Raw genomic sequence first — 20,595 nt, forward strand, 5'->3', positions numbered from 1 at the left:
GTTCGCGCTAAGGCGCGCCCCGGAATGACTTGCTTGCAAGTCAGTTCTTCAGCCGGTAGCCGGTCCTGAAGATCCACGCCACGATGGCCATGCAGGCCACGAGGAATCCCACGGTCATGCCGAGGCTCAGCGGCACGCTGACATCGGCGATCTCGTAGAAGCTCCAGCGGAAGCCGGAGATCAAATAGACCACGGGATTGAGCAGGGTGATGGTGCGCCAGCCCGACGGCAGCATGTTCACCGAATAGAAGCTGCCGCCGAGGAAGGTCAGCGGTGTCACCACCAGCATCGGGATCATCTGCAGCTTCTCGAAGCCGTCGGCCCAGATGCCGATGATGAAGCCGAATAGGCTGAAGGTGACCGCCGTCAGCACCAGGAACGTCAGCATCCACACCGGATGCTGGATATGCAAGGGGACGAAAAGCCCGGCCGTCGCCAGGATGATCAAGCCGAGGATGATCGACTTGGTGGCGGCAGCGCCGACATAGCCGATAACGATCTCGAAATAGGAGATCGGCGCCGACAGGATCTCGTAGATCGTGCCGACGAATTTCGGGAAGTAGATGCCGAACGAGGCGTTGGAGATGCTCTGGGTCAGCACCGACAGCATCACGAGCCCCGGCACGATGAAGGTACCGTAGCTGACGCCCTCGACCTCGGTGATGCGCGAGCCGATCGCGGCGCCGAACACCACGAAATACAGCGAGGTCGACACCACGGGCGAGACGATGCTCTGCAGCAGCGTGCGCCAGGTGCGCGCCATTTCGAACAGGTAGATCGCCCGGATTGCGCGGTAGTTCATGGCGCCCTCACGAGGCTGACGAAGATATCCTCGAGCGACGACTGCCTGGTATCGAGGTCCGAGATGCGGATGCCGGCATTGCGCAGATCGTTGAGCAGGCTGGTGATGCCGGTGCGATCGCCCTTGGTATCGTAGTCATAGGTCACGGTGCGGCCGTCGTCGGACAATTCGAGATTGTAGGCAGACAGAACATCGGGAATGGCCTCGAGCTTGTTCTGCAATTGCAGCGTCAGCTCCTTCTTGCCGAGCTTCTGCATCAAGGTCGCCTTGTCCTCGATCAGGATGATCTCGCCCTTGTTGATGACGCCGATGCGGTCGGCCATCTCCTCGGCTTCCTCGATGTAGTGCGTGGTGAGGATGATGGTGACGCCGGAAGCCTGCAGCGTGCGGACCACCTCCCACATGCCCTTGCGCAATTCGACGTCGACCCCGGCGGTGGGCTCGTCGAGGAACAGGATCTGCGGTTCGTGCGACAGCGCCTTGGCGATCATCACGCGGCGCTTCATGCCCCCGGACAGCGTGATGATCTTGTCGTCCTTCTTGTCCCACAGCGACAGGTCGCGCAGCACCTTCTCGATATGGGCGGGGTTCTTCGGCTTGCCGAACAGGCCGCGGCTGAAGCTGACGGTCGCCCACACCGACTCGAACGCGTCGGTGTGCAGTTCCTGCGGAACCAGCCCGATCATCGACCGCGCCGCGCGATAGTCGGCGATGATGTCGTGCCCGCCGATCGTGATGCGGCCCTCGCTCGGATTGGCGATGCCGCAGATGATGCTGATCAGCGTGGTCTTGCCGGCGCCGTTCGGCCCGAGCAGCGCGAAGATCTCGCCTTTGACGATGTCGAGATTGATGCCCTTCAGCGCCTTGAAGCCGGAGCCATAGGTTTTCGAAAGATTGGATACGGAGATGATCGGCGACATGGAGAGTCGGTGAGCGTGAGGGAGGGGGCGCGCGCGGATTGGGGCCCGGGCAGGCGCGTGATGCGGGTTCAGCCCAGATAGGAACGCACGGTCCGTTCTGCAATCGGTCGGCGAGGGAGAAATTTATTCTGCAGCGTGCACCGCTCCCGCTTGCGGGCAGGGCCATTGCATACGGCGCTTGCGGCCTCTGCAACTCACGTGTCCACGTATCGAGGCCGGGCTCGAACGAGGCTGATAGCCTGCCGCCTCAGGGGCGCACTACCAAAATATCGAAAACAACCCCATGCAAAGGAGCCGGCGGCCGGCGGCGCATATTGCAACTGTCCGTAGCGGGTGAAGATGTCGTGTTTTTGTAGCTCGTGATCTGTCGCCTTCGTTTCTGATTTGCAGGGGAGCCGGAAGGCGGGGACGGCTTTCCCTGATTGATCATGCCACGGCTGTTGTGGCGGTTTTAGCCCTGTGGGTGAGTTTCTTTGTTCGACTTGAAGCCCGTTTCTCCGTCCCGACCCGCGCTGTCTCGACGGCGGCGCGCGCAGGAGCGGTCAAGGACGCGCGCTTGCGCGCCCGCCAGGGCTTGTCCTTGACGGTTCCGAGCACGCCGCCAGGCTGAAGCGCGTCGGGGCTGATCTGCTGTCCGTCAGGCGCAAACCTCGCCAATCGATGCGGTCCAAGGAACACGCTGACGGTGCCATCGGGATACTCATGTAGGCGCACCACAGCCTTGACGAAGTGAGGTCTGAGCCGGCTCTCCGGCAGCTGCAGCCGCCGACCGTTCCATGCAACGGTATTGTCGTTGGCGACGGTTCGCTCCTCGATCACGCACAGCGCCTCGCGCCAGGCCTCATGCCGGTCGGCCACGAATGCCGAGCCTTCCTGTTCGGGCTTGATCGCAAACGCGGCGTTGTGCCCGGGGATGTAATGCGCCTTCAGCCACGCGTTGGCAGCCTCAACCGTCGTGATCCCGGCAAGCCGCAGCTCCTTCGGCAGCCGGTCCTGCAAGGTGCCGAACACCCGCTCGGAGCGCCCGCGCGCCTGCGGCGAATAGGCTGCGATATGCTCGATCCCAAGATGCGACAAAGCCCGTCCCACCTGGGTTTGTTGCGTCTTCGAGATCTTCTCGCCAGCTTTTGGGGTCAGGAAATAATGGCTGCCGCGGTCGGTGTAGAGCGCGCAGAACAGGCCATGCTCGCCAATCACTTCGCGCAAGGCCTGGAAGGTCGAGGCCGTTCCTTCTTCCTCGACCAGCACCATCGAGTAGATCTCGCTCGTCGCATCGTCCATCGTGACGATCAGGTCCCTCGCGGGCAGGCCTTCGATCCAAACGTGGCGCGATCCGTCCTGGTGCAGCAGCATGCCCCGAAGCGGCCGCCGCGGCCGCTTCTTGCGGTGCGCCGAACGCTTCGGAGCCTTCCGCACCAGCCCTGCCGCGTGCAGCGCCAGCTTCGTCACCGTATAGCCCAGCACATAATCATGCCGCTTTTGCATCTGCTCGTGGAAGTGCTTCACCGTGAAGTCCGCGTACTTGTCCCGGTACAGCGCAAGCATTCGTTCCAGTTCCTCCTCCGGCGCCCGCCGTGGCGAACGACGCCCCAGCCGGCGGTCGACCAGCCCGTCGTCGCCCTCCGCCTCATAGCGCTCCGCCCAGCGTTGAAACGTCCGAACACTGATCCCAAGAACCTCCGATGCTGCCTCCTGCGTCAGTTCCTTCGCCTCCGTCCGATCCAGCAAATCTGAAAACCGCATCCGTCGTACACCCTCGTGAATGGATGCCGTGCCCATCGCGCCCCCTTTGTTCCGGAGCACCGAAAACACGACACTTCACGAGCTACAAACAGGCGACAGATCACGAGCTACTGACACGGCGCATATTGCAACTTGACCCGTCGGGCAAATCAGCGGTAATCTTCTATTATCCCGAAATCGTGGAGGCGCCGCTCGCCCCGGGGACATCGTATACGGGCGGGAGGGGACGCAGTTCCGACGCCCCGATATTCAATCCAATCAGTGCTTCTTGGCTGATTTCGCCGGCTTCTTGGCGGCGGCCGTCGGGGCAGGGTGCGCGGGCGGCGCGCTGTCGGCGACCTTCGCGACCAGCATGATCTGCACCTGGTTGTTGACCGGCGCGTTGGGTTTGGTCGGGTCGAGCAACTGCTCCTCGCCGAGCCCGACCGACTGCAGGCGCTTCGCGGTGATCTTGAAGGTGTTGACCAGGATGTCGCGGATCGCGTCGGCGCGCCGCTGGCTCAGCAGCACATTGTTCTCGCGTCGTCCGGTCGATTCGATGTGGCCGACGATCAGGAAGGTGTAGGGCAGCAGCGAGGAGTGCGTCAGCGCATCGGCGATCCGCCCGACCGTCTGATACGACTCCGGCAGCACGATCGGCGTGTCGACGTCGAACGCGATGTCGACGTTAAACGTCGGCAGCTTGGTCAGGTCGGGAGCGATCGGCGGCCGCTTCGAGGGCGGTGGCTCGTTCTTCGATCGCGACTTCGATCGTTCGGCCACCTGCTGGCGCAGCGCAGGGACATCGACCTCGGCATCTGTCTCAAAATGATTGAGCTTGGCGATGACGTCGTCGCGTGTGATGGCGGTCTGCGCCGGCGCTGGCGCAATCGACATCGCCAGCAAAGCCAGCGTGCCCAGCAGGGCCAAAAGGCCAGGATCGCGCAAGCCTCGCCTCGACAGCCGCATCATTGATACCCCGCGTCATTGATCGCCTGGGTGCAATTGCGGCTGAGGCCCTTGGCGCTGACGAGGCAGGGCACCGACTTGCTGGTCTCCTTGGTCGAGCCGCCGCAGACCTTGACGATCTCGCGGGTGCAGGCATTCGCAACGGTGACGCGCGCCGCGATCCGCTTCTGGATCGCATCGAGGGTGGAGAAGTAGCTCTCCTTGCACTGCGGCGAGATCACGTCGCGGTTGCGCGACAGGCATTCCTTGAGGCGGTTGGAGTCGAGATTGACGCCGCGGCAGTTCGCGGTGATGTCTGCGCCGCAGGCCTTGGCGAGCTGGGCTGCCGAATCGCCAAAGCTCATCGTCTCCGCGACCGCCAGCGACGGCGCGGTGAGCGCGATGACAAAAAGGAAAAACCTCCCCCGGACCATGGATCCATCTCAACCCATGAAATCAACTGGGGTCAAGGGCTACCAACAGAGAAGACCGCCAAAGAAGGTCGCCAAAGAAAGGTCGCTATGTCACACCCGTTGCACAAAGCTGTCGACCACCTTCTTCTCGCCGGCCTTTTCGAAGGCGATGGTCAGCTTGTTGCCGTCGATCTTCACCACATGGCCGTAGCCGAATTTCTGGTGAAATACCCGGTCGTCCAGCGAAAAATCCGACGTTGTGCCGGTGGACTTCGCCACCAGCTCGCCCTCGATCACGACAGGGCCGCGCTTGGTGCGATTGAAGCTTTCAGAGGAAAAGGAGGATTGCCGCTCCTCGAAGCCGCTGCCGCTACGGCCCCCGCCGCCGCGGTTGCGGTTGGCCTGGGCGCGCTGCCAGCCCGGGGTCGAATAGCTCGAGCCGAATGATTCGAGGTTGTCGAAGCGCGAGGCGCCATAGCCGCCGCTGCCGCCCCAGCCCGATCCGCCCTTGGATTCGGTGATTTCGACATTGTGCGCCGGCAGCTCGTCGAGGAAGCGCGAGGGGATCGTGGTCGACCAGGTGCCATGGATGCGGCGGTTGGTGGCGAAATAGATCTTGGCGCGGCGGCGCGCCCGGGTCAGCCCGACATGGGCGAGGCGGCGCTCCTCCTCGAGCCCGGCGCGGCCCTGTTCGTCCAGCGTGCGCTGGCTCGGAAACAGGCCTTCCTCCCAGCCCGGCAGGAACACGTTGTCGAATTCCAAGCCCTTGGCCGAATGCAGCGTCATCAGCGACACCGCCTCGTCGCCGGCCTCGCCGTCGCGGTCCATCACCAGCGAGATATGTTCGAGAAACCCTTGCAGGTTCTCGAATTCCTCCATCGAACGCACCAGCTCCTTGAGGTTCTCCAGCCGGCCCGCGGCATCAGCCGAGCGGTCCTTCTGCCACATCTCGGTGTAGCCGCTCTCGTCGAGCACGATCTCGGCGAGCTCGGTATGCGAGGTGACCTCGCGCTGGGCGCGCCAGCGGTCGAACTGCATGACGAGATCGCGCAAGGAGCCGCGCGCCTTCGGCTTCAGCTCGTCGGTCTCGACCACGGCGCGCGCCGCCTCGAACAGCGGAATGCGGCGCTTGCGGGCATGGTCGTGCAGCAGCTGCACGGTGGCGTCGCCGAGCCCCCGCTTGGGCACGTTGACGATGCGCTCGAAGGCGAGATCGTCGGCCGGCGAATTGATGGTGCGCAAATAGGCCAGCGCATCGCGGATTTCGGCGCGCTCATAGAATCGGGGGCCGCCGATCACGCGGTAGGGCAGGCCGAGCGTGACGAAGCGGTCTTCGAACTCGCGCATCTGGAACGAGGCGCGCACCAGGATGGCGACGTCGTTGAGGTTCTCGCCCGCGCGCTGCAGTTCCTCGAGCTCCTCGCCGATCGCGCGCGCTTCCTCTTCCGAATCCCAGGAGCCGGTGACGGTGACCTTCTCACCGTCGACATCCTCGGTGCGCAGCGTCTTGCCGAGCCGGCCTTCATTATGCGCGATCAGATGCGAGGCCGCGGCCAGAATGTGGCCGGTGGAGCGGTAATTGCGCTCGAGGCGGATGACCCTGGCGCCGGGGAAATCGTGCTCGAAGCGCAGGATGTTGTCGACCTCGGCGCCGCGCCAGCCATAGATCGACTGGTCGTCGTCGCCGACGCAGCAGATGTTCTTGAGGGGTTGTTGCGTGGTGACGTTTTCCTCGTCATTCCGGGGCGCACCGCCAGGTGCGAACCCGGAATCTTGAGTTGAGTCCTCATTGCTTCGGGATTCCGGGTTCGCCTCTTCGAGGCGCCCCGGAATGACTGGCGCGTTGGTTGCTCCCGGAATGACGTCGGCAAGGCGTCGCTCCGGCCGCGACGGCGCCTGCGACAGCAGGCGCAGCCACAGATACTGCGCGACGTTGGTGTCCTGATATTCGTCGACCAGGATGAACTTGAAGCGGCTCTGGTACTGCCGCAGCACGTCTGGATTTTCGCGGAACAGCCTGATGTTCTCGAGCAGCAGGTCGCCGAAATCGGCCGCGTTGAGGATCTTCAACCGCTCCTGATAGGTCGCGTAGATCTTGCCGCCCTTGCCGTTGCCGAACGAGGCGGCTTCGCCCGCCGGCACCTGCGATGGCGACAGGCCGCGATTCTTCCAGCCATCGATCAGGCCGGCCAGCATCCGCGCTGGCCAGCGCTTGTCGTCGATGTTCTCGGCCTGCAGCAATTGCTTCAACAGCCGCACCTGGTCGTCGACGTCGAGCACCGTGAAGTTGGATTTCAGCTGCACCAGCTCGGCATGGATGCGCAGGATGCGGCCGCCGATCGAGTGGAAGGTGCCGAGCCACGGCATGCCCTCGACCGCCTGGCCGAGCATCTGCCCGAGCCGCAGCTTCATCTCGCGCGCCGCCTTGTTGGTGAAGGTCACCGACAGGATCTCGTGCGGCCGCGCGCGGCCTTGGCTCAGGATATGCGCGATGCGCGTGGTCAGCACGCGCGTCTTGCCGGTGCCGGCGCCGGCAAGCACCAGCACGGGGCCGTCGAGCGTCTCGACCGCCTCGCGCTGCTCCGGATTGAGGCCGCTCAGATATTGCGGACCGGCCGCCGCCCGCGCACGCGCGGCGATGCCGCCAGCCGCCGGCTGGTGCTCGGGAACGCCGTGATGGGGCAATTTGCTCGGCTCGGTCATTGGCGAATCGTCTCGGCCCCACGATGACACCGCAGGATGGTGAAGGGGAGCCTTCTTAACAGGGATTGAAGGCCATATAGGGCCTGATCGGCCGTTTTGACAGGTTTTATCGCGATCGACAGGAACGCTTTCGCCGGCAGCCCACCATCAATGCTGGTTCCGGAAATCAACGAAAATTTCGCGGTTTCACGCTCAGGAACCCGCGTTTCCCGGCCGGATTGTTTCAACGGGTGCGCGCCGGACGAAGGTCCGCGCCCGAGAAACAGCAAGGAAACGAAGCGGAGTTTTGATCATGCTGAGCTGGGTCGTCACGTTCCTGGTCATCGCCCTGATCGCGGGCATTTTGGGCTTTGGCGGCATCGCCGGCGCCTCCGTCGAAATCGCCAAGGCGATCTTCTTCATCGCCGTCATCCTGTTTCTGGTGTCGGCGGTGGTCGGATTGGTGCGCGGCCGCACAAGGGTCTAGCGAGGCCGCGAACCGGCGGCCGCTTCGCTTGAAAACGGCAAGTTATTTCGCCGAGGGCATCGCCACGTTGCGGCCGATGCCCTCGGGACGTGGTACACCCGCATAGCTGTCGACGACCGCGCGAGCGCGGGCGCGGATATCGGGCGGAAACGGCGCCACCTTGCGCGCCTCCATGTCGATGTGCAGCGTGAGGTTTTCCGAGGTCGCGGAGAGCCAGCCTTCGGTGGCATGGCGCAGCTCCTCGAACGTGTGCAGCCGCTTCTCGTCGGCGCCGAGCAGGTGGACGTGGACTTGCACGGGATCGCCGAGATGAATTTCCCTGAGATAGCGGACGTGGCACTCGGCGGTGAAGGTCGAGCACTGCCGCGCCTTCATGTAGGCCGGCCCGATGCCGAGCTGCAGCCACATCTCGTCGATGGCGCGGTCGAACATCACGTTGTAGTAGGCCATGTTGAGATGGCCGTTGTAGTCGATCCATTGCGGCTCGATCTGCATCACCGAGGATCTGAACGGGGCCGGCGGAAGCGGCATCTCGCTCGTGGCAGTCGCTGAAGTCATGATCCATCCCCGGTTTGCTGGCGTTCGAGCATGAGCTTTTCTGTGACTCCGGCGTCCACTTTTTCAAGTCAGGCTCTCTTGACCCCTTATACAAGCTTTGCCACGGTCGGCTAAAGGTGGGAGGAAATTTGACGTGGCGACAACGATTTCGGGCAATGTGACGCGACCTGATCCGCAGGCCCTGAAGCGCGCGATCGACGCGCTGGCGGCGCGGTTCGGCAACCGGCTCGTCACGTCGCAGACGGTGCGCGAGCAGCACGCCCATACCACCACATGGCTGCCGACCCAGCCGCCGGACGCCGTCGTGATGGCGCAGGAAACCGCCGACATCCAGGACGTGGTGCGGATCTGCGCCGCCAATCGCGTGCCGGTCATCGCCTTCGGCACCGGAACCTCGCTCGAGGGGCAGGTCAACGCGCCCGCGGGCGGCATCTGCATCGATCTGCGCGACATGAACAAGGTGCTCGAGGTGCATGCCGAGGACCTCGACTGCGTGATCCAGCCCGGCGTGACGCGGAAGGCGCTCAACGAGCATCTGCGCGACCAGGGCCTGTTCTTTCCGATCGATCCCGGCGCCGATGCCTCGCTCGGCGGCATGACCTCGACCCGTGCCTCTGGCACCAACGCGGTGCGCTACGGCACCATGCGCGAGAACGTGCTGGCGCTGAAGGTGGTGCGCGGCGACGGCGAGATCATCACGACAGGCACGCGCGCCAAGAAGTCGTCGGCCGGTTACGACCTGACGCATCTGTTCGTCGGTGCCGAAGGCACGCTCGGCATCATCTCCGAACTGACCATCCGCCTGCGCGGCATTCCCGACACCATCGCGGCGGCGGCCTGTTCGTTCGACACGGTGCGTGGCGCCTGCCAGGCCACGATCCTTGCGATCCAGACCGGCATTCCGGTCGCCCGGATCGAGCTGCTCAATGCCGCGCAGGTGAAAGCCTGTAATAGCTATTCGAAGCTGTCGCTGCCGGAGACGCCGCTGCTGCTGCTGGAATTCCACGGCAGCGAGGTCGAGGTCGCCGAGCAGTCGAAGAATTTCCGCGACATCGCCGCCGAATGCGGCGGCGGCGACTTCACCTGGACCACCAAGCCTGAAGACCGCACCAAGCTGTGGCAGGCCCGGCACGACGCCTACTGGTCGGTGAAGGCGCTGCGCCCCGGCGACAGCATCGGCGTGGTTGCGACCGACGTTTGCGTGCCGATCTCGCGGCTCGCCGACTGCGTCACCGAGACCGAGGAGGATCTGCAGCGGCTCAACCTGCTGTCGCCGATCGTCGGCCATGTCGGCGACGGCAATTTCCACTGCTCGCTGCTCTGCGACGTCAACGACAAGGGCGAGATGGCGCGCGGCGAGGAGTTCATGCACCGCCTGGTCGAGCGCGCCCAGGCCATGGACGGCACCTGCACCGGCGAGCACGGCATCGGCCAGGGCAAGCAGAAATACTTGCAGGCCGAGCTCGGCCCGGAGGCGCTCGACGCGATGCGGGCGCTGAAGCAGGCACTCGACCCGCAAAACATCTTCAATCCCGGAAAGATCGTCCCGGCCGCCTGAGGCGTCGTCACGCCGCGCAGCGTTCGCGAGCCCGCGCGCGGCGCGTGTTATACGCGGAACTTTTCCGCCCGCCCGGCGTCTCTCTTGTGCTGTGCTGTGTTGCCGCGACGTGTGTGGTGCGCGGAGGGAGGACGCCGTGATCGGACGGGCAATCGGAATTGCGGTCGTGGTGCTTGCGATGGCGCTGTCGGGTGACGCGATCGCCCGAGGCGGCGGCGGACACGGCGGCGGCCATGGCGGAGGACATGGTGGCGGCCATGGGCATGGTGGCGGCCATGGGCATGGTGGTGGCCACGGGCACGGCGGTGGCCATGGACGTGGCGGGCATGGCTTCGGCCACATGCATTTTGGCGGCGGCCATCATGGCGGGGTCGGCCGTTCGCACGCGATCTCGCGATCAGGCTTTGCCGGCCACGGCGCCTTCGCATCGCGCGGGGGCGGCAATTTCGGCCGGATGCGAAATGCCGCGATCGCACCAGGCCATATGCGCAATACGTTCAACTCGCTGTCGCGCAACGGCGCATTGCGCAACGGCGCATTGCGCAACGGCCGGCTGTTGAGCAACCCGGCGGCGCGCGCGCAGATCGCCGCGGCCGCGGCGCTCGCCGGCTGGCACGGCGGGGCGGTGGCCAACGGATGGTGGCAGCATCCCGGCGGCGGCTATGGCTGGGTCGGTCCGCTGTTCTGGCCGTTCGCGTACAATGACATCTACGACTACGCGATCTGGGGCGACGACATCGGATTCTGGGGCTACGGCTATCCGGATATCTATGCCGGCATCTTCGGGCCTTATGGGTATGACGATCTCAGGGGCTATCTGCCGGAGCGCCGGACGGGCCGCCGTTACCGCGGCGGCGGGCGCATCGAGCAAATGTGCGGCAATGACAGCCGTTCGGTCGCCGGCCTGCCGGTGGATCAGATCGCGGATACGGTGCAGCCGACCGAAGCGCAATCGGCGGCGCTCGGCGAACTCGGCAACGCGTCGCTCGCGGCTGCCCAGGTCATTCGCGCAGCATGTCCTGCGCAGGTGGTGTTGACGGCGCCGAACCGCCTCGCCGCCATGCAGCAGCGGATCGAAGCGATGGTCACCGCGGTCGGAATCGTGAAGCCTCCGCTGGACAAATTCTACGGCCTGCTCGATGACGAGCAGAAAGCGCGGCTCAACGCGCTCGCCGAGAACCAGCGCAAGGAAGCCGCGGCGCGCGATCCGAACGCGACGGTCGCCCAGAGCTGCGGCGCTGCGCAACCGGCGATGCAGGAATGGCCGACCGGCGAGATCGAGGCGCGGCTGCAGCTCAGCGACGCCCAGCGCGGTGCGCTTCAGGCGCTGCAGGATGCCAGCGCCGACGCCGCGCGGAAGCTGAAGGCCGCGTGCCAGACCAACGAGGCGATGACCCCGCCCGCACGCCTTGCCTTCGTTGCCAGGCGGCTCGACGTTATGCTGCAGTCGGTCAAGGACGTCCGCGCCGCGCTTGAGAATTTCTACGCCACGCTCAGCGATGAGCAAAAGGCGCAGTTCGAGGCGATCGGGCCGAAACGATCGGCTTAGAGCCTCGTCGGTTCGCGTGAAAACGCGGCAAGCGAAAACCCCGCAGCCTCGGCTCTGACGCAATCAGAACCGAAACGGGCTTTATTCCATGAGTTCGACATCAATTCGCGCGCGGATCGGCCGCGGGTGTGGCCGCCGGGCCATAGTGTGCACCTCTTGCTCGGCACCGAGTCGACTCTGCGGTTCACAGGTTGCGCCAAGGCCAGCTATGTTTGCCGTGCATTCAAGGTGCGGCGATGTGGTGGTTCAGCAAGGACGAGCACAAGGATATCTGGGACGATCCCGTCGCGCATCCGCTCGGCGACATCGAAGCTGCGCAGCGGATCCGTGCGATCTGCCGCGATGCCGCCGGCTGCGCCGAGGCGGTCGGCTCGCCCGACAAGCGCTCAGCGAAGAAGCAGCAGATCGAGCGTGATCGCTACGAGCGTGCCGCCAAGGTCGCGATGGAGACCGCGATGAAGATCTCCGACGAGTTGGTGCGGGATTCCGCGGTGCGCGAGATCGTCGGTCTCTGCATGAAGGCCAATAACATCAAGACGGGGCGGGCGCTGCTGCGCGCCATCCACGCGGGCTCGATCAAGGCGGAAGTTTTGAGGGAGCATCCGACGCTCGAGGGCGAGCAGGCCTGAGGTCGTCCGGTAGCCCGGATGGAGCGTAAGCGAAATCCGGGACGGTTCATCAACGCGCGAGAAATCCCGGATTGCGCTTCGCTTCATCCAGGCTATGCAGCTGAGTCGCCCTAAATTTGTAGCTCCGTCATTGCGAGGAGCATAGCGACGAAGCAATCCATGCTTCCGCATACGCCACACGATGGATTGCTTCGCTTTGCTCGCAATGACGGAGGATCGTGCGTAGCCCGCATGAGCGAAGCGATATGCGGGAACGGTTTCCCGGGTATCGCTTCGCTCATGCGGGCTACGGACTGATCTCACCAACCTCTACGCCTGTCCGCCGAGCGTGCGGACCGCTTCGTCGACGCTGCGGAAGACGTGGTCCCGCGGCAACACCTCGTAGAGACCGAAGCGCCCGAAGGCGTCCTGCGCGCGCTCGGATTCGAGCCGCGCCACCGCCACCGTCACGCCGTCATCGCGGCATTCGCGAAACAGGTCGCGCAGCGCCTGCGCCGCCGTGAAATCGATCTCGATCATGCCGCTGGCCTCGATCACCAGCAGCCGCGGGTTGGGTGTCGTCGCGCTGATGGTTTTGAGCACGCCGCTGTGGAAGCTTTCCGCGTTGAGGAACGACAGCGGCGCCTGCAGGCCGACGACGGCAATGCCGGGCGTGCGCTCGCCTGTGACGTGCGGGCCCGTCGGCCACCAGATCGTGGTGCCGGGCACATGGACGAATTCGGCAAGCTGGCCGCGCGTCGTGGTCCAGATGCCGTGCAGCAGTGACAAGGCGATGCCGACGGCGACGCCTTGCTCGATCGGCAGCACGATGATCGCGGCTGCGGTCGCCACCACCAGCAGGAATTCATAGAACGACTGACGGAAGATCGCGACGATCTGCTTCACGCGGATGATGCGCAGCGCCACGAACAGCAGGACCCCGCCGAGTGCCGCATCGGGCACGTGCTGCAGCAGCGTCGCGCCGAACGCGAGCAGCGCGAGCACGATGGCCGCGGCAAACAGCCCCGAGAGCTGCGTACGTCCGCCGGTCTCCGACACGATGCCGGTTCGCGGCGGACTGGCGTTGACCGGAAATGCGCCGAACAGTCCGGACAGCAGGCTGCCGGCACCGGCGCCGAGGAAGTCGCGATCGACGTCGGCCGGCTTGTCCGGATCGGACAGGAACGAGCGCGTCGTCGCCGCGGTCTGCACCATGATGACAACGGCGATCAGGATCGCCAGCGACAACAGCTTGATCCAGCGCTCCGGCGCGATGTCCGGAAACGATGGCGTCGGCAGCGTCCCGGGCACGGTGCCGACCACCTTGACGCCCTTGCTTTCGAGATGGCCGGCGATCACGGCGACGGTGGCCACGACAAGGCCGATGAGCGCGCCCGGAATGCGTGCGCTGATCTTCTCCGATCCGGCGACCAGCGCCAGCACGCCGAGGCCGATCGCCAGCGTGTAGAAATTGGTTTGACCGATCTTCTCGGTGAGCACCCCGAGCTTGTAGAGCGTCGGCCCGTCCGGCGTGGTCAGGCCGAGCACGCCGGGCAATTGCGAGACCAGGATGTGGACCGAGATGCCGGCAAGGAAGCCGACCGTCACCGGCGTCGACAGCAAATTGGCGATCCAGCCGAGCTTGAACAGGCTGCCGGCGATCATGATCGCGCCGACCATCAGCGCCAGCGCCATCGCCAGTGCCTGATAGTCCGGCGAGCCGGCGGTAGCCATCAGCGCGAGGCCGCCGGCGAAGATCGGCGTGATCGTGGAGTCGGCGCCGCAGGACAGGAAGCGGTTGGCACCGAACATCGCAAAGCCGAGCGAGCCGGCCATGAAGGCGAAGAAGCCGATCTGCGGCGAGAAGCCGCCGAGCCGCGCGGTCGCCATCTGCTCCGGGATCGCAATCGCGGCGAGCGTCAACCCGGCGATCAGGTCACCCGGCAGGTCGCTTGGCCGGAAGGCCCTGAGCGAACGGAAGATCGGCCAGCTGGCGCGTGTCTGACGATCCTGGCCCATCGGTGCCCCGTGAGGATTGCGGCGATTCCCCGATAGTCCGACATCGCGCGGCCAAAAGCCAGCCGACGGCAGCCTGCGCTGGCGCGCAGGCCTAGCCGATATTTTGCAGCGCCGGGAAGGTTTCCAGCAGCCAGACGCTGACGCTCGAGACTGCGCCGGTCAGGAAGCCGATGCCGGTGACCACCATCAGCACGCCCATCACCCGCTCGACGGTGTCGAGATGGCGCTTCATCCGCGCGAACAGCGAGGAGAACTGCTTGACCATGAAGGCCGCAAGCAGGAACGGGATGCCGAGCCCGGCGGAATAGACCGCGAGCAGGCCGGCGCCTTTTGTCACCGTGGCCTCGGCGGCCGCGATCGAGAGGATCGCGGCGAGGATCGGCCCGATGCATGGCGTCCAGCCGAAGGCGAAGGCCAGACCCATGACGTAGGCGCCCCACAGCCCGACCGGCTTCGGCGCGGTCAGCCGCCCCTCGCGCATCAGCAGGCCGATCCGGGTCACGCCGAGGAAGTGCAGGCCCATGATGATGATGACGATGCCCGCCAGGATCGAGAGCTCGGCCGACCAGGCGCGCACCAGCCCGCCGACGAAGGACGCGCTGGCGCCGAGCGCGACGAACACGGTGGAGAAGCCCAGCACGAACATCAGCGCCGCCGTCATCACCGCGCGCTTGGAGGCCGCGGTGGCGCCGTCCTGGTTGACCTGCTCGATGGTCGCGCCGGTCAAATAGATCAGATAGGGCGGTACCAGCGGCAGCACGCAGGGCGAGAGGAAGCTGACCAGACCGGCGATCAGGGCCGCCGGGATCGAGACGTCGTGCATCAATGAAACCTTCGCAGAATAGCGCTCCTGTCTTGGCGTCTACGCGGCCAACAATCCAGAAGTTTCGTCGTCGCAGCCTTCAACTATGGTCACAGGGTCGTGTGCGGGTCGACTCTGACGTGGCGGGCGCGGAATGACGGTGAGGTGAGCACGCCGCGCGGCTCCCACTCTCGCAAGGGGGGAGGGAACCCTTCTGGCGGTGCCTCGCTCACGCGCCAATCACTGATGCCCATTTTTGACCTGCAAGCGGCACCACACATTCGCTGTCGTCCCGGCCTAATGCGCAATTGCACACGGGGGTCGGGACCCATAACCACCGCTGAGCTAGGTTGCGCGACGCTGGAACGACGAGTCTCACCGACAACATCGGCCGCGGCGTATGGGTCCTGGCTTTCGCCGGGACGACGATTGGGATGTAGGTCGCGCCCCATATTCGATGTCGTCCTGGCGAAAGCCAGGACCCATTACCCCAAATGTCAGGTTGCGCGACGCTGGGGCCATGATCCCGGTCACAACCACTTGCGGTGGTTATGGGTCCTGGCTTTCGCCAGGACGACCATGTGGAAGCAGTGAGCGCATCACGACCGCAGTCACCAACATCATCGGCGCTTGGCTGGACGTGGCGTGTCGAACTCCCGGCCACGGATTCGCACCAGGTCGTCGGCGGAATTCGTCAGCAGCACGACCGTGGCTGTGCGCGCCGTCTCCGCATCTCCGGCGGCGATCGCGTCGAGCACCGCGCGGTGCTCGCGCAGCGCCCGCGGACGGTGCGAGCCCGGCGCTGCGATCGTAAAACTCTGGCGCAGCGTGATCTCGAACATCTGCGCGATCGGCCAGAAGAATTCGTTGCGGGTGGCGAAATAGATCGCCTGGTGGAACGCGATGTCGGCGGCGACGAACTCCTCGTTGGTCTTTGCCGCATCCATGCCGTCGCATCCGGCGCGGATGCGGGCGACGTCGACCTCATCGGCATGGGTCGCCGCGAGCGCTGCCGCGGCGGGCTCGACCGCGGCGCGCAGCTGGAACAGCTTGGCGAGGTAACGGTCGATCTCCGCGGTCTCGAGATGCCAGCGCAGCACGTCGGGATCGAGCTGATTCCACTGCTCGGGCGGCCGAACCCGCGTGCCGCTCTTGGGCCGCGACTCGATCAGGCCCTTGCCGGTCAAGGTGCGGATCGCCTCGCGCACCACGGTGCGGCTGACGTCCATCATCTCGCAGATCCGGATTTCCGGCGGCAGCGTTTCGCCGACGCCGATCTCGCCGCGCACGATGCTGCTGCCGACGCGGTCGGTGACCTGGCTGTGCACGCTTCGACGCAACGCGTTGGATGTCTGGAACATCGAGGGCCTCGCTGCGGTTGCAGCCTGCGCCGCCGCCGAGCCGCGCCCTTGCACAACCGTATCCGTTTTGTCATACATTATGACAAATCGGCTGCCAAGCTCACGCCGTCAGGCGGGTGGCCAACACAATAAAGATCCGTCCCCGGGGAGGAGCACCAACATGACGTCGAACCGCGTGAGCCGCCGCATTGTGCTGCAGTCGTCGGTCGCAGCGACCGCGTGGCTTGCCGCCGCGCCCGCCATCATCGGCCGCGCCGAGGCTGCGGTGATGAAAATGCGATGCTCGTCGTCGCTTCCGAACGATCCCAAATACGCCAATGGCCGCGTCTACTACGACAATCTGGTCAAGAGTCTGAAGGCGAACGGACTCGGCGAGCAGATCGAGGTCACCTTCTTCCCCGATAACCAACTCGGCCAGGAGATCGACGTCATCAACTCGGTGAAGCTAGGGGTGATCGACCTGATGGTGTCCGGCTCGTCGATCTCGGCGAATCTCGTGCCGCTGGTCGGCACCTTCGACCTCGGTTACCTCTTCACCAGCTTCCAGCAGCAAACCAAGGCGTTCGACGCCGGCGCGGCGAAGCCGATCGAGGCTGCGCTGCTCAAGGGCGCCGGCATTCACATCATCGGCTGGGCCTATAATTTCGGCGCGCGCAGCGTGCTGGCGAAGAAACCGGTGAAGACGCCGGAGGATCTCGCCGGCCTGAAAATCCGCACCTTGCCCAATCCGATCATCACCGAATGCCTGCGGCTGATGGGGGCCGCCGCGACGCCGCTGGCGTTCGGCGAGATCTATACGGCGCTGCAGGCCGGCGTGCTCGACGGCCTCGAACACGATCCGCCGACCATCCTCGCCAGCAAGTTCTACGAGACCGCGAAGCACTACGCGCTGACCCAGCACATCTTCTCGCCGCTCGCGGTCTATTTCAGCGACACCAGCTTCAACCGCATGGCTCCCAAGCTGCGGGAAGGCTTTCTCGACGCGGCGAACAAGGCCGCGATCGACACCCGCGCGCACGGCCTTGCGGTGGAAAAGGAGGCGCTGGCGGCGCTGGTGGAGAAGGGCGTCACCGTCGTCGAATGCGACAAGGAGGCATACCGCAAGCGCGTGCTGCCGCAGACCGACAATTTCATCAAGGCGCGGCCCGAGGCCAAGGCCGTCGTCGACCTGATCCGCGCCACCCAGGCCTGAGGTCGGCGCATGTCAGTCGCCGCAGTCGAGGCGAGAAGCAGCGCTGATCGGATTACGGCGCCGCTGCTTGCCGTCAGTGATGCGACCGCCGCGCTCCTGCTTGCCGCCGATCTCGTGGTGGTCTGCGTCTCGGTGCTGGCCCGCTTCCTGTTCAATGCGCCGGTCGAATGGTCCGACGACGTCGCCCGCGGCCTGATGGTCGGGTCGAGCTTCTTCGGCGCGGCAAGCGCGCTCGCCCGCAGCGAGAATCTCGGCGTCGCCTTCTTCGTCAACATGCTGCCGCCGGGTGGTCGACGCGGTCGGTGCGCTGCTTGTCACCATCATTGCCGGCTATGTCGCGTTCAACGCCGTCAAGATGGGCTGGCTGACCACCGGTCAGACTTCCGGCTCCGGCCTGCCGCTGGAATGGACATTCTATCCAATGGGCGTCGGCGCGGCGTTTATGACGATCTTCGCGTTCGAGACGTTCTGTGGCCGGCCGCTGCGCGACATGACGGTGGCCATCGTCGCGACTGCCGTCATCGTGGGTCTCTATCTCGCTTGGGATGCATTCGCACCATCGTCCGTACCGTCATCGCAAACGTTGATGCTGATCGGCTTCCTCCTCACGCTGTTCGGCGGACTGCCGATCGGTTTTGCGCTGGCGCTGGCGGCGCTGATCTTCATCTGGGTCGAGGGCACGCTGCCCGGCGTGATCTTCGCCCAGCAGATGGCGCGCGGCATCGACAATTTCGTGCTGCTCGCGATCCCGTTCTTCATCCTGGTCGGCTACCTGATGGAAGCCAACGGCATGTCGGTCCGGCTGATCGAATTGCTGCAGCGCGCGGTTGGACGGATGCGCGGCGGGCTCAACGTCGTCATGGTGATGTCGATGGTGCTGTTCTCCGGCATCTCGGGCTCCAAGATGGCCGACGTTGCCGCGGTCGGCTCGGTGCTGATCCCGGCGGCGCGCCGCTCGCGGCAGAACCCGGGCGGAGCGGTGGCGCTGCTCGCCGCCTCCGCTGTCATGGCGGAGACCATTCCGCCCTGCATCAACCTCATCATCCTCGGCTTCGTCGCCAACCTGTCGATCGGCGGACTGTTCGTCGCCGGCATGTTGCCGGCCGCGCTGATGGCGCTGGCGCTGATCGCGGTGTCGATCATCTTCGGCAAGCGCCCCGCGGCGAACGTGGAAGCCGAGCCGCGCGCCGCGGTATCGGGGCTCTGGACCGGTGCGATCGCCTCGTTCGGGCTGATCTTCATGATCTTCTTCGGCTTCAAGAGCGGCTTTGCCACCGCGACCGAAATCTCCGCCTTCGCCGCGGTCTACGCCATCGCCGTCGGCAGCCTGCTGTTCCGCGAGCTCGGCGCGAAGAGCCTCGCGCACTGCTTCGTCCAATCGGCTGTTCGTTCGGGGCTGGTGCTGTTCATCGTCGCCGCGGCGCAGTCACTGGCCTTCATCCTGACGCTGCAGCAGGTGCCGCATGCCGTCGGCGACCTCATGCTGGCGATCTCGGGCAGCCACGGCGTCTGGCTGTTCATGCTGCTGTCGATCCTGGTGCTGGTGGTGATGGGCTCGGTGCTCGAAGGCGCCGCGGCGCTGATCATTTTCGGCCCGCTGCTGCTGCCGGTTGCCGTCAAGCTCGGCATCGATCCGCTGCATTTCGGCGTCGTGCTTGTGATCGCGATGGGGCTCGGGCTCTTTGCTCCGCCACTCGGCCTTGGGCTCTACGGCGCCTGCCTGATCGGCAACGTGCCGATCGAGCAGACCATCAAGCCGATCGCGGGCTATCTCGGCCTGCTGTTGCTGTGCCTGCTGGTGATCGCCTTCGTGCCGGCGATCAGCACGGCGTTGCCGCATGCGCTCGGCTATTAGGGGAGTAGGATCGTGAAGGTGCTGCTCGCCCATACCCCGCAGATGCGCCGCGACTATTATGGCGAGCGCAGCCTGAGCGGCCTGCGCGCGGTCGCCGACGTCAAGCTGCACGAAGGCGAGGACGCGCTCGATGCGGCGGTGCTGGTCGAGGCCGCGGCCGATGTCGACATCATCGTCGCTGACCGCATGACGCAGGGGCGAGGGGAGATCTTTCCGCAGCTGCCGAAGTTGCGCGCGTTCGTGCGCTGCGCGGTCGATATCCGCAATATCGACGTGGCCGCGGCCTCCGCCGCCGGCGTGCTGGTGACGCAGGCGAGCGCCGGCTTCGTCCGGTCGGTCGCCGAGCTCGCGCTCGGCTTCATGGTCGATCTGTCGCGCGGCGTCTCGCGCGCCACCGCGGATTATCACGCGGGCAGGGCGCCCGAGGTCGTGATGGGCCGCCAGCTGGCGGGAAGCGCGATCGGCATCATCGGCTATGGCAGCATCGGGCGCTATCTTGCCGGGATCGCAAAAGTGCTCGGCATGAATGTGCTGGTCGCCGATCCCTACGTAACGATCGATGATGCGGCGATCGGGCATCTGCCGCTCGACGATCTGCTGGCGCGCGCCGACTACGTTGTCTGTCTCGCGATCGCCAACGCGCAGACCGAGAACCTGATCGGGCAAGCCGCACTGGCGCGGATGCCGAAGCACGCATTCTTCATCAACCTTTCGCGCGGAAACCTCGTCGACGAGGCGGCGCTGTCGGCCGCGCTGCGCGATGGCCGCATCGCGGGTGCCGCGATAGATGTCGGCCGCGCGCCGGACCAGATGCCGACGCCCGAGCTTGCGAAGCTGCACAATGTGATCGCAACGCCGCATGTCGGCGGCCTGACGCCGCAGGCGATCGAGCATCAGTCGTCGGAGACGGTACGCCAGGTTGCGAAGATCGTTGCCGGCGAGATACCCGTCGGCGCGGTCAATGCCGGCTACTGGACGCGGCGGCCTCGGCCATGAAAGTTTGGCGAAGCCCAATGTCGTCCGCGGGGCTGGACAAGAGCTTCGCATCCGGCCCAGACTTGGCCCGCATAACCGCGGCCCCTGAGCGCGCGGACAATCAATGAACGGACGTCCCGCAAC

At 65.3% G+C, this 20,595-nt stretch carries 16 protein-coding genes and 1 pseudogene; 7 read left to right on the top strand and 10 right to left on the bottom strand.

Going from position 1 to position 20,595, the window contains the following annotated elements:
• Positions 1-40: 40 nt before the first annotated feature.
• The 6 genes from ACVIYL_RS20790 to ACVIYL_RS20815 form a co-directional block, all read right to left on the bottom strand.
• On the bottom strand, positions 41-802 hold the full coding sequence (locus ACVIYL_RS20790) for an ABC transporter permease (protein ID WP_028342160.1): 762 nt from the start codon (positions 800-802) through the stop codon (positions 41-43).
• Positions 799-1,722 carry an ABC transporter ATP-binding protein gene (locus ACVIYL_RS20795; RefSeq protein ID WP_225643686.1) on the bottom strand — a complete coding sequence of 308 codons (924 nt, stop codon included), beginning with the start codon at positions 1,720-1,722 and terminating at the stop codon, positions 799-801. The genes ACVIYL_RS20790 and ACVIYL_RS20795 overlap by 4 nt, the downstream gene beginning before the upstream one ends.
• A gap of 426 nt (positions 1,723-2,148) precedes the next feature.
• Positions 2,149-3,465 (bottom strand): ISNCY family transposase, encoded by a 1,317-nt coding sequence (locus ACVIYL_RS20800; protein ID WP_456777614.1) that lies wholly within the window; start codon positions 3,463-3,465, stop codon positions 2,149-2,151.
• Positions 3,466-3,723: 258 nt separating this feature from the next.
• Positions 3,724-4,416, bottom strand: coding sequence for an OmpA family protein (locus ACVIYL_RS20805; RefSeq protein ID WP_076824165.1), 693 nt, complete (start codon positions 4,414-4,416; stop codon positions 3,724-3,726).
• On the bottom strand, positions 4,413-4,826 hold the full coding sequence (locus ACVIYL_RS20810; RefSeq protein WP_057015016.1) for a hypothetical protein: 414 nt from the start codon (positions 4,824-4,826) through the stop codon (positions 4,413-4,415). Before ACVIYL_RS20810 ends, ACVIYL_RS20805 begins: the two co-directional genes overlap by 4 nt.
• A gap of 90 nt (positions 4,827-4,916) precedes the next feature.
• Entirely contained in the window at positions 4,917-7,508 is a 2,592-nt protein-coding gene (locus ACVIYL_RS20815) for an ATP-dependent helicase (protein WP_253607572.1), read from the bottom strand.
• A gap of 292 nt (positions 7,509-7,800) precedes the next feature.
• On the opposite strand from ACVIYL_RS20815, the gene ACVIYL_RS20820 reads away from it, so the two are divergent.
• Positions 7,801-7,974: a DUF1328 domain-containing protein gene (locus ACVIYL_RS20820; protein ID WP_016846258.1), complete on the top strand. Its 174-nt coding sequence runs from the start codon at positions 7,801-7,803 to the stop codon at positions 7,972-7,974.
• 42 nt (positions 7,975-8,016) lie between these two features.
• Here the strand turns inward: ACVIYL_RS20820 and ACVIYL_RS20825 are convergent, their stop codons facing one another.
• A complete protein-coding gene (locus ACVIYL_RS20825; protein ID WP_253609925.1) occupies positions 8,017-8,505 on the bottom strand; it encodes a thioesterase family protein in 489 nt (162 codons plus the stop codon).
• A gap of 160 nt (positions 8,506-8,665) precedes the next feature.
• Here ACVIYL_RS20825 and ACVIYL_RS20830 point away from each other — a divergent pair, with 160 nt between their 5' ends.
• The 3 genes from ACVIYL_RS20830 to ACVIYL_RS20840 all read left to right on the top strand — a co-directional run bounded on the left by ACVIYL_RS20830 (position 8,666) and on the right by ACVIYL_RS20840 (position 12,268).
• The gene (locus ACVIYL_RS20830) at positions 8,666-10,090 is read left to right on the top strand and encodes an FAD-binding oxidoreductase (RefSeq protein ID WP_310880664.1); all 1,425 of its coding nucleotides are present in this window, start codon (positions 8,666-8,668) and stop codon (positions 10,088-10,090) included.
• A gap of 136 nt (positions 10,091-10,226) precedes the next feature.
• Positions 10,227-11,639: a Spy/CpxP family protein refolding chaperone gene (locus ACVIYL_RS20835; RefSeq protein ID WP_253607574.1), complete on the top strand. Its 1,413-nt coding sequence runs from the start codon at positions 10,227-10,229 to the stop codon at positions 11,637-11,639.
• Between the two features lie 236 nt (positions 11,640-11,875).
• Entirely contained in the window at positions 11,876-12,268 is a 393-nt protein-coding gene (locus ACVIYL_RS20840) for a hypothetical protein (RefSeq protein WP_028332513.1), read from the top strand.
• 309 nt (positions 12,269-12,577) lie between these two features.
• On the opposite strand, the gene ACVIYL_RS20845 is transcribed toward ACVIYL_RS20840, so the two are convergent.
• From ACVIYL_RS20845 to ACVIYL_RS20855, 3 genes are all read right to left on the bottom strand, one after another.
• Entirely contained in the window at positions 12,578-14,266 is a 1,689-nt protein-coding gene (locus ACVIYL_RS20845) for a SulP family inorganic anion transporter (protein ID WP_253607576.1), read from the bottom strand.
• 91 nt (positions 14,267-14,357) lie between these two features.
• On the bottom strand, positions 14,358-15,089 hold the full coding sequence (locus tag ACVIYL_RS20850) for a cytochrome c biogenesis CcdA family protein (protein ID WP_016846251.1): 732 nt from the start codon (positions 15,087-15,089) through the stop codon (positions 14,358-14,360).
• A gap of 599 nt (positions 15,090-15,688) precedes the next feature.
• Complete coding sequence (locus tag ACVIYL_RS20855) at positions 15,689-16,429, bottom strand: FadR/GntR family transcriptional regulator (RefSeq protein WP_310880662.1); 741 nt, start codon at positions 16,427-16,429, stop codon at positions 15,689-15,691.
• 160 nt (positions 16,430-16,589) lie between these two features.
• Here ACVIYL_RS20855 and ACVIYL_RS20860 point away from each other — a divergent pair, with 160 nt between their 5' ends.
• The 3 genes and pseudogenes from ACVIYL_RS20860 (at position 16,590) to ACVIYL_RS20870 (ending at position 20,472) form a co-directional block, all read left to right on the top strand.
• Positions 16,590-17,621 carry a TRAP transporter substrate-binding protein gene (locus tag ACVIYL_RS20860; RefSeq protein ID WP_253607581.1) on the top strand — a complete coding sequence of 344 codons (1,032 nt, stop codon included), beginning with the start codon at positions 16,590-16,592 and terminating at the stop codon, positions 17,619-17,621.
• 9 nt (positions 17,622-17,630) lie between these two features.
• Positions 17,631-19,476: pseudogene (locus tag ACVIYL_RS20865) on the top strand (TRAP transporter large permease).
• Between the two features lie 12 nt (positions 19,477-19,488).
• On the top strand, positions 19,489-20,472 hold the full coding sequence (locus tag ACVIYL_RS20870; protein WP_253607584.1) for an NAD(P)-dependent oxidoreductase: 984 nt from the start codon (positions 19,489-19,491) through the stop codon (positions 20,470-20,472).
• Positions 20,473-20,595 lie beyond the last annotated feature (123 nt).

Source organism: Bradyrhizobium sp. USDA 3315 (assembly GCF_054056795.1).

Bases quoted from the DNA above. Each gene is read 5' to 3' on its own strand.
- ACVIYL_RS20790 (WP_028342160.1), bottom strand. From the start codon at position 802: ATGAACTACCGCGCAATCCGGGCGATCTACCTGTTCGAAATGGCGCGC.
- ACVIYL_RS20795 (WP_225643686.1), bottom strand. From the start codon at position 1,722: ATGTCGCCGATCATCTCCGTATCCAATCTTTCGAAAACCTATGGCTCC.
- ACVIYL_RS20800 (WP_456777614.1), bottom strand. From the start codon at position 3,465: ATGCGGTTTTCAGATTTGCTGGATCGGACGGAGGCGAAGGAACTGACG.
- ACVIYL_RS20805 (WP_076824165.1), bottom strand. From the start codon at position 4,416: ATGATGCGGCTGTCGAGGCGAGGCTTGCGCGATCCTGGCCTTTTGGCC.
- ACVIYL_RS20810 (WP_057015016.1), bottom strand. From the start codon at position 4,826: ATGGTCCGGGGGAGGTTTTTCCTTTTTGTCATCGCGCTCACCGCGCCG.
- ACVIYL_RS20815 (WP_253607572.1), bottom strand. From the start codon at position 7,508: ATGACCGAGCCGAGCAAATTGCCCCATCACGGCGTTCCCGAGCACCAG.
- ACVIYL_RS20820 (WP_016846258.1), top strand. From the start codon at position 7,801: ATGCTGAGCTGGGTCGTCACGTTCCTGGTCATCGCCCTGATCGCGGGC.
- ACVIYL_RS20825 (WP_253609925.1), bottom strand. From the start codon at position 8,505: ATGCCGCTTCCGCCGGCCCCGTTCAGATCCTCGGTGATGCAGATCGAG.
- ACVIYL_RS20840 (WP_028332513.1), top strand. From the start codon at position 11,876: ATGTGGTGGTTCAGCAAGGACGAGCACAAGGATATCTGGGACGATCCC.
- ACVIYL_RS20845 (WP_253607576.1), bottom strand. From the start codon at position 14,266: ATGGGCCAGGATCGTCAGACACGCGCCAGCTGGCCGATCTTCCGTTCG.
- ACVIYL_RS20850 (WP_016846251.1), bottom strand. From the start codon at position 15,089: ATGCACGACGTCTCGATCCCGGCGGCCCTGATCGCCGGTCTGGTCAGC.
- ACVIYL_RS20855 (WP_310880662.1), bottom strand. From the start codon at position 16,429: ATGTTCCAGACATCCAACGCGTTGCGTCGAAGCGTGCACAGCCAGGTC.
- ACVIYL_RS20860 (WP_253607581.1), top strand. From the start codon at position 16,590: ATGACGTCGAACCGCGTGAGCCGCCGCATTGTGCTGCAGTCGTCGGTC.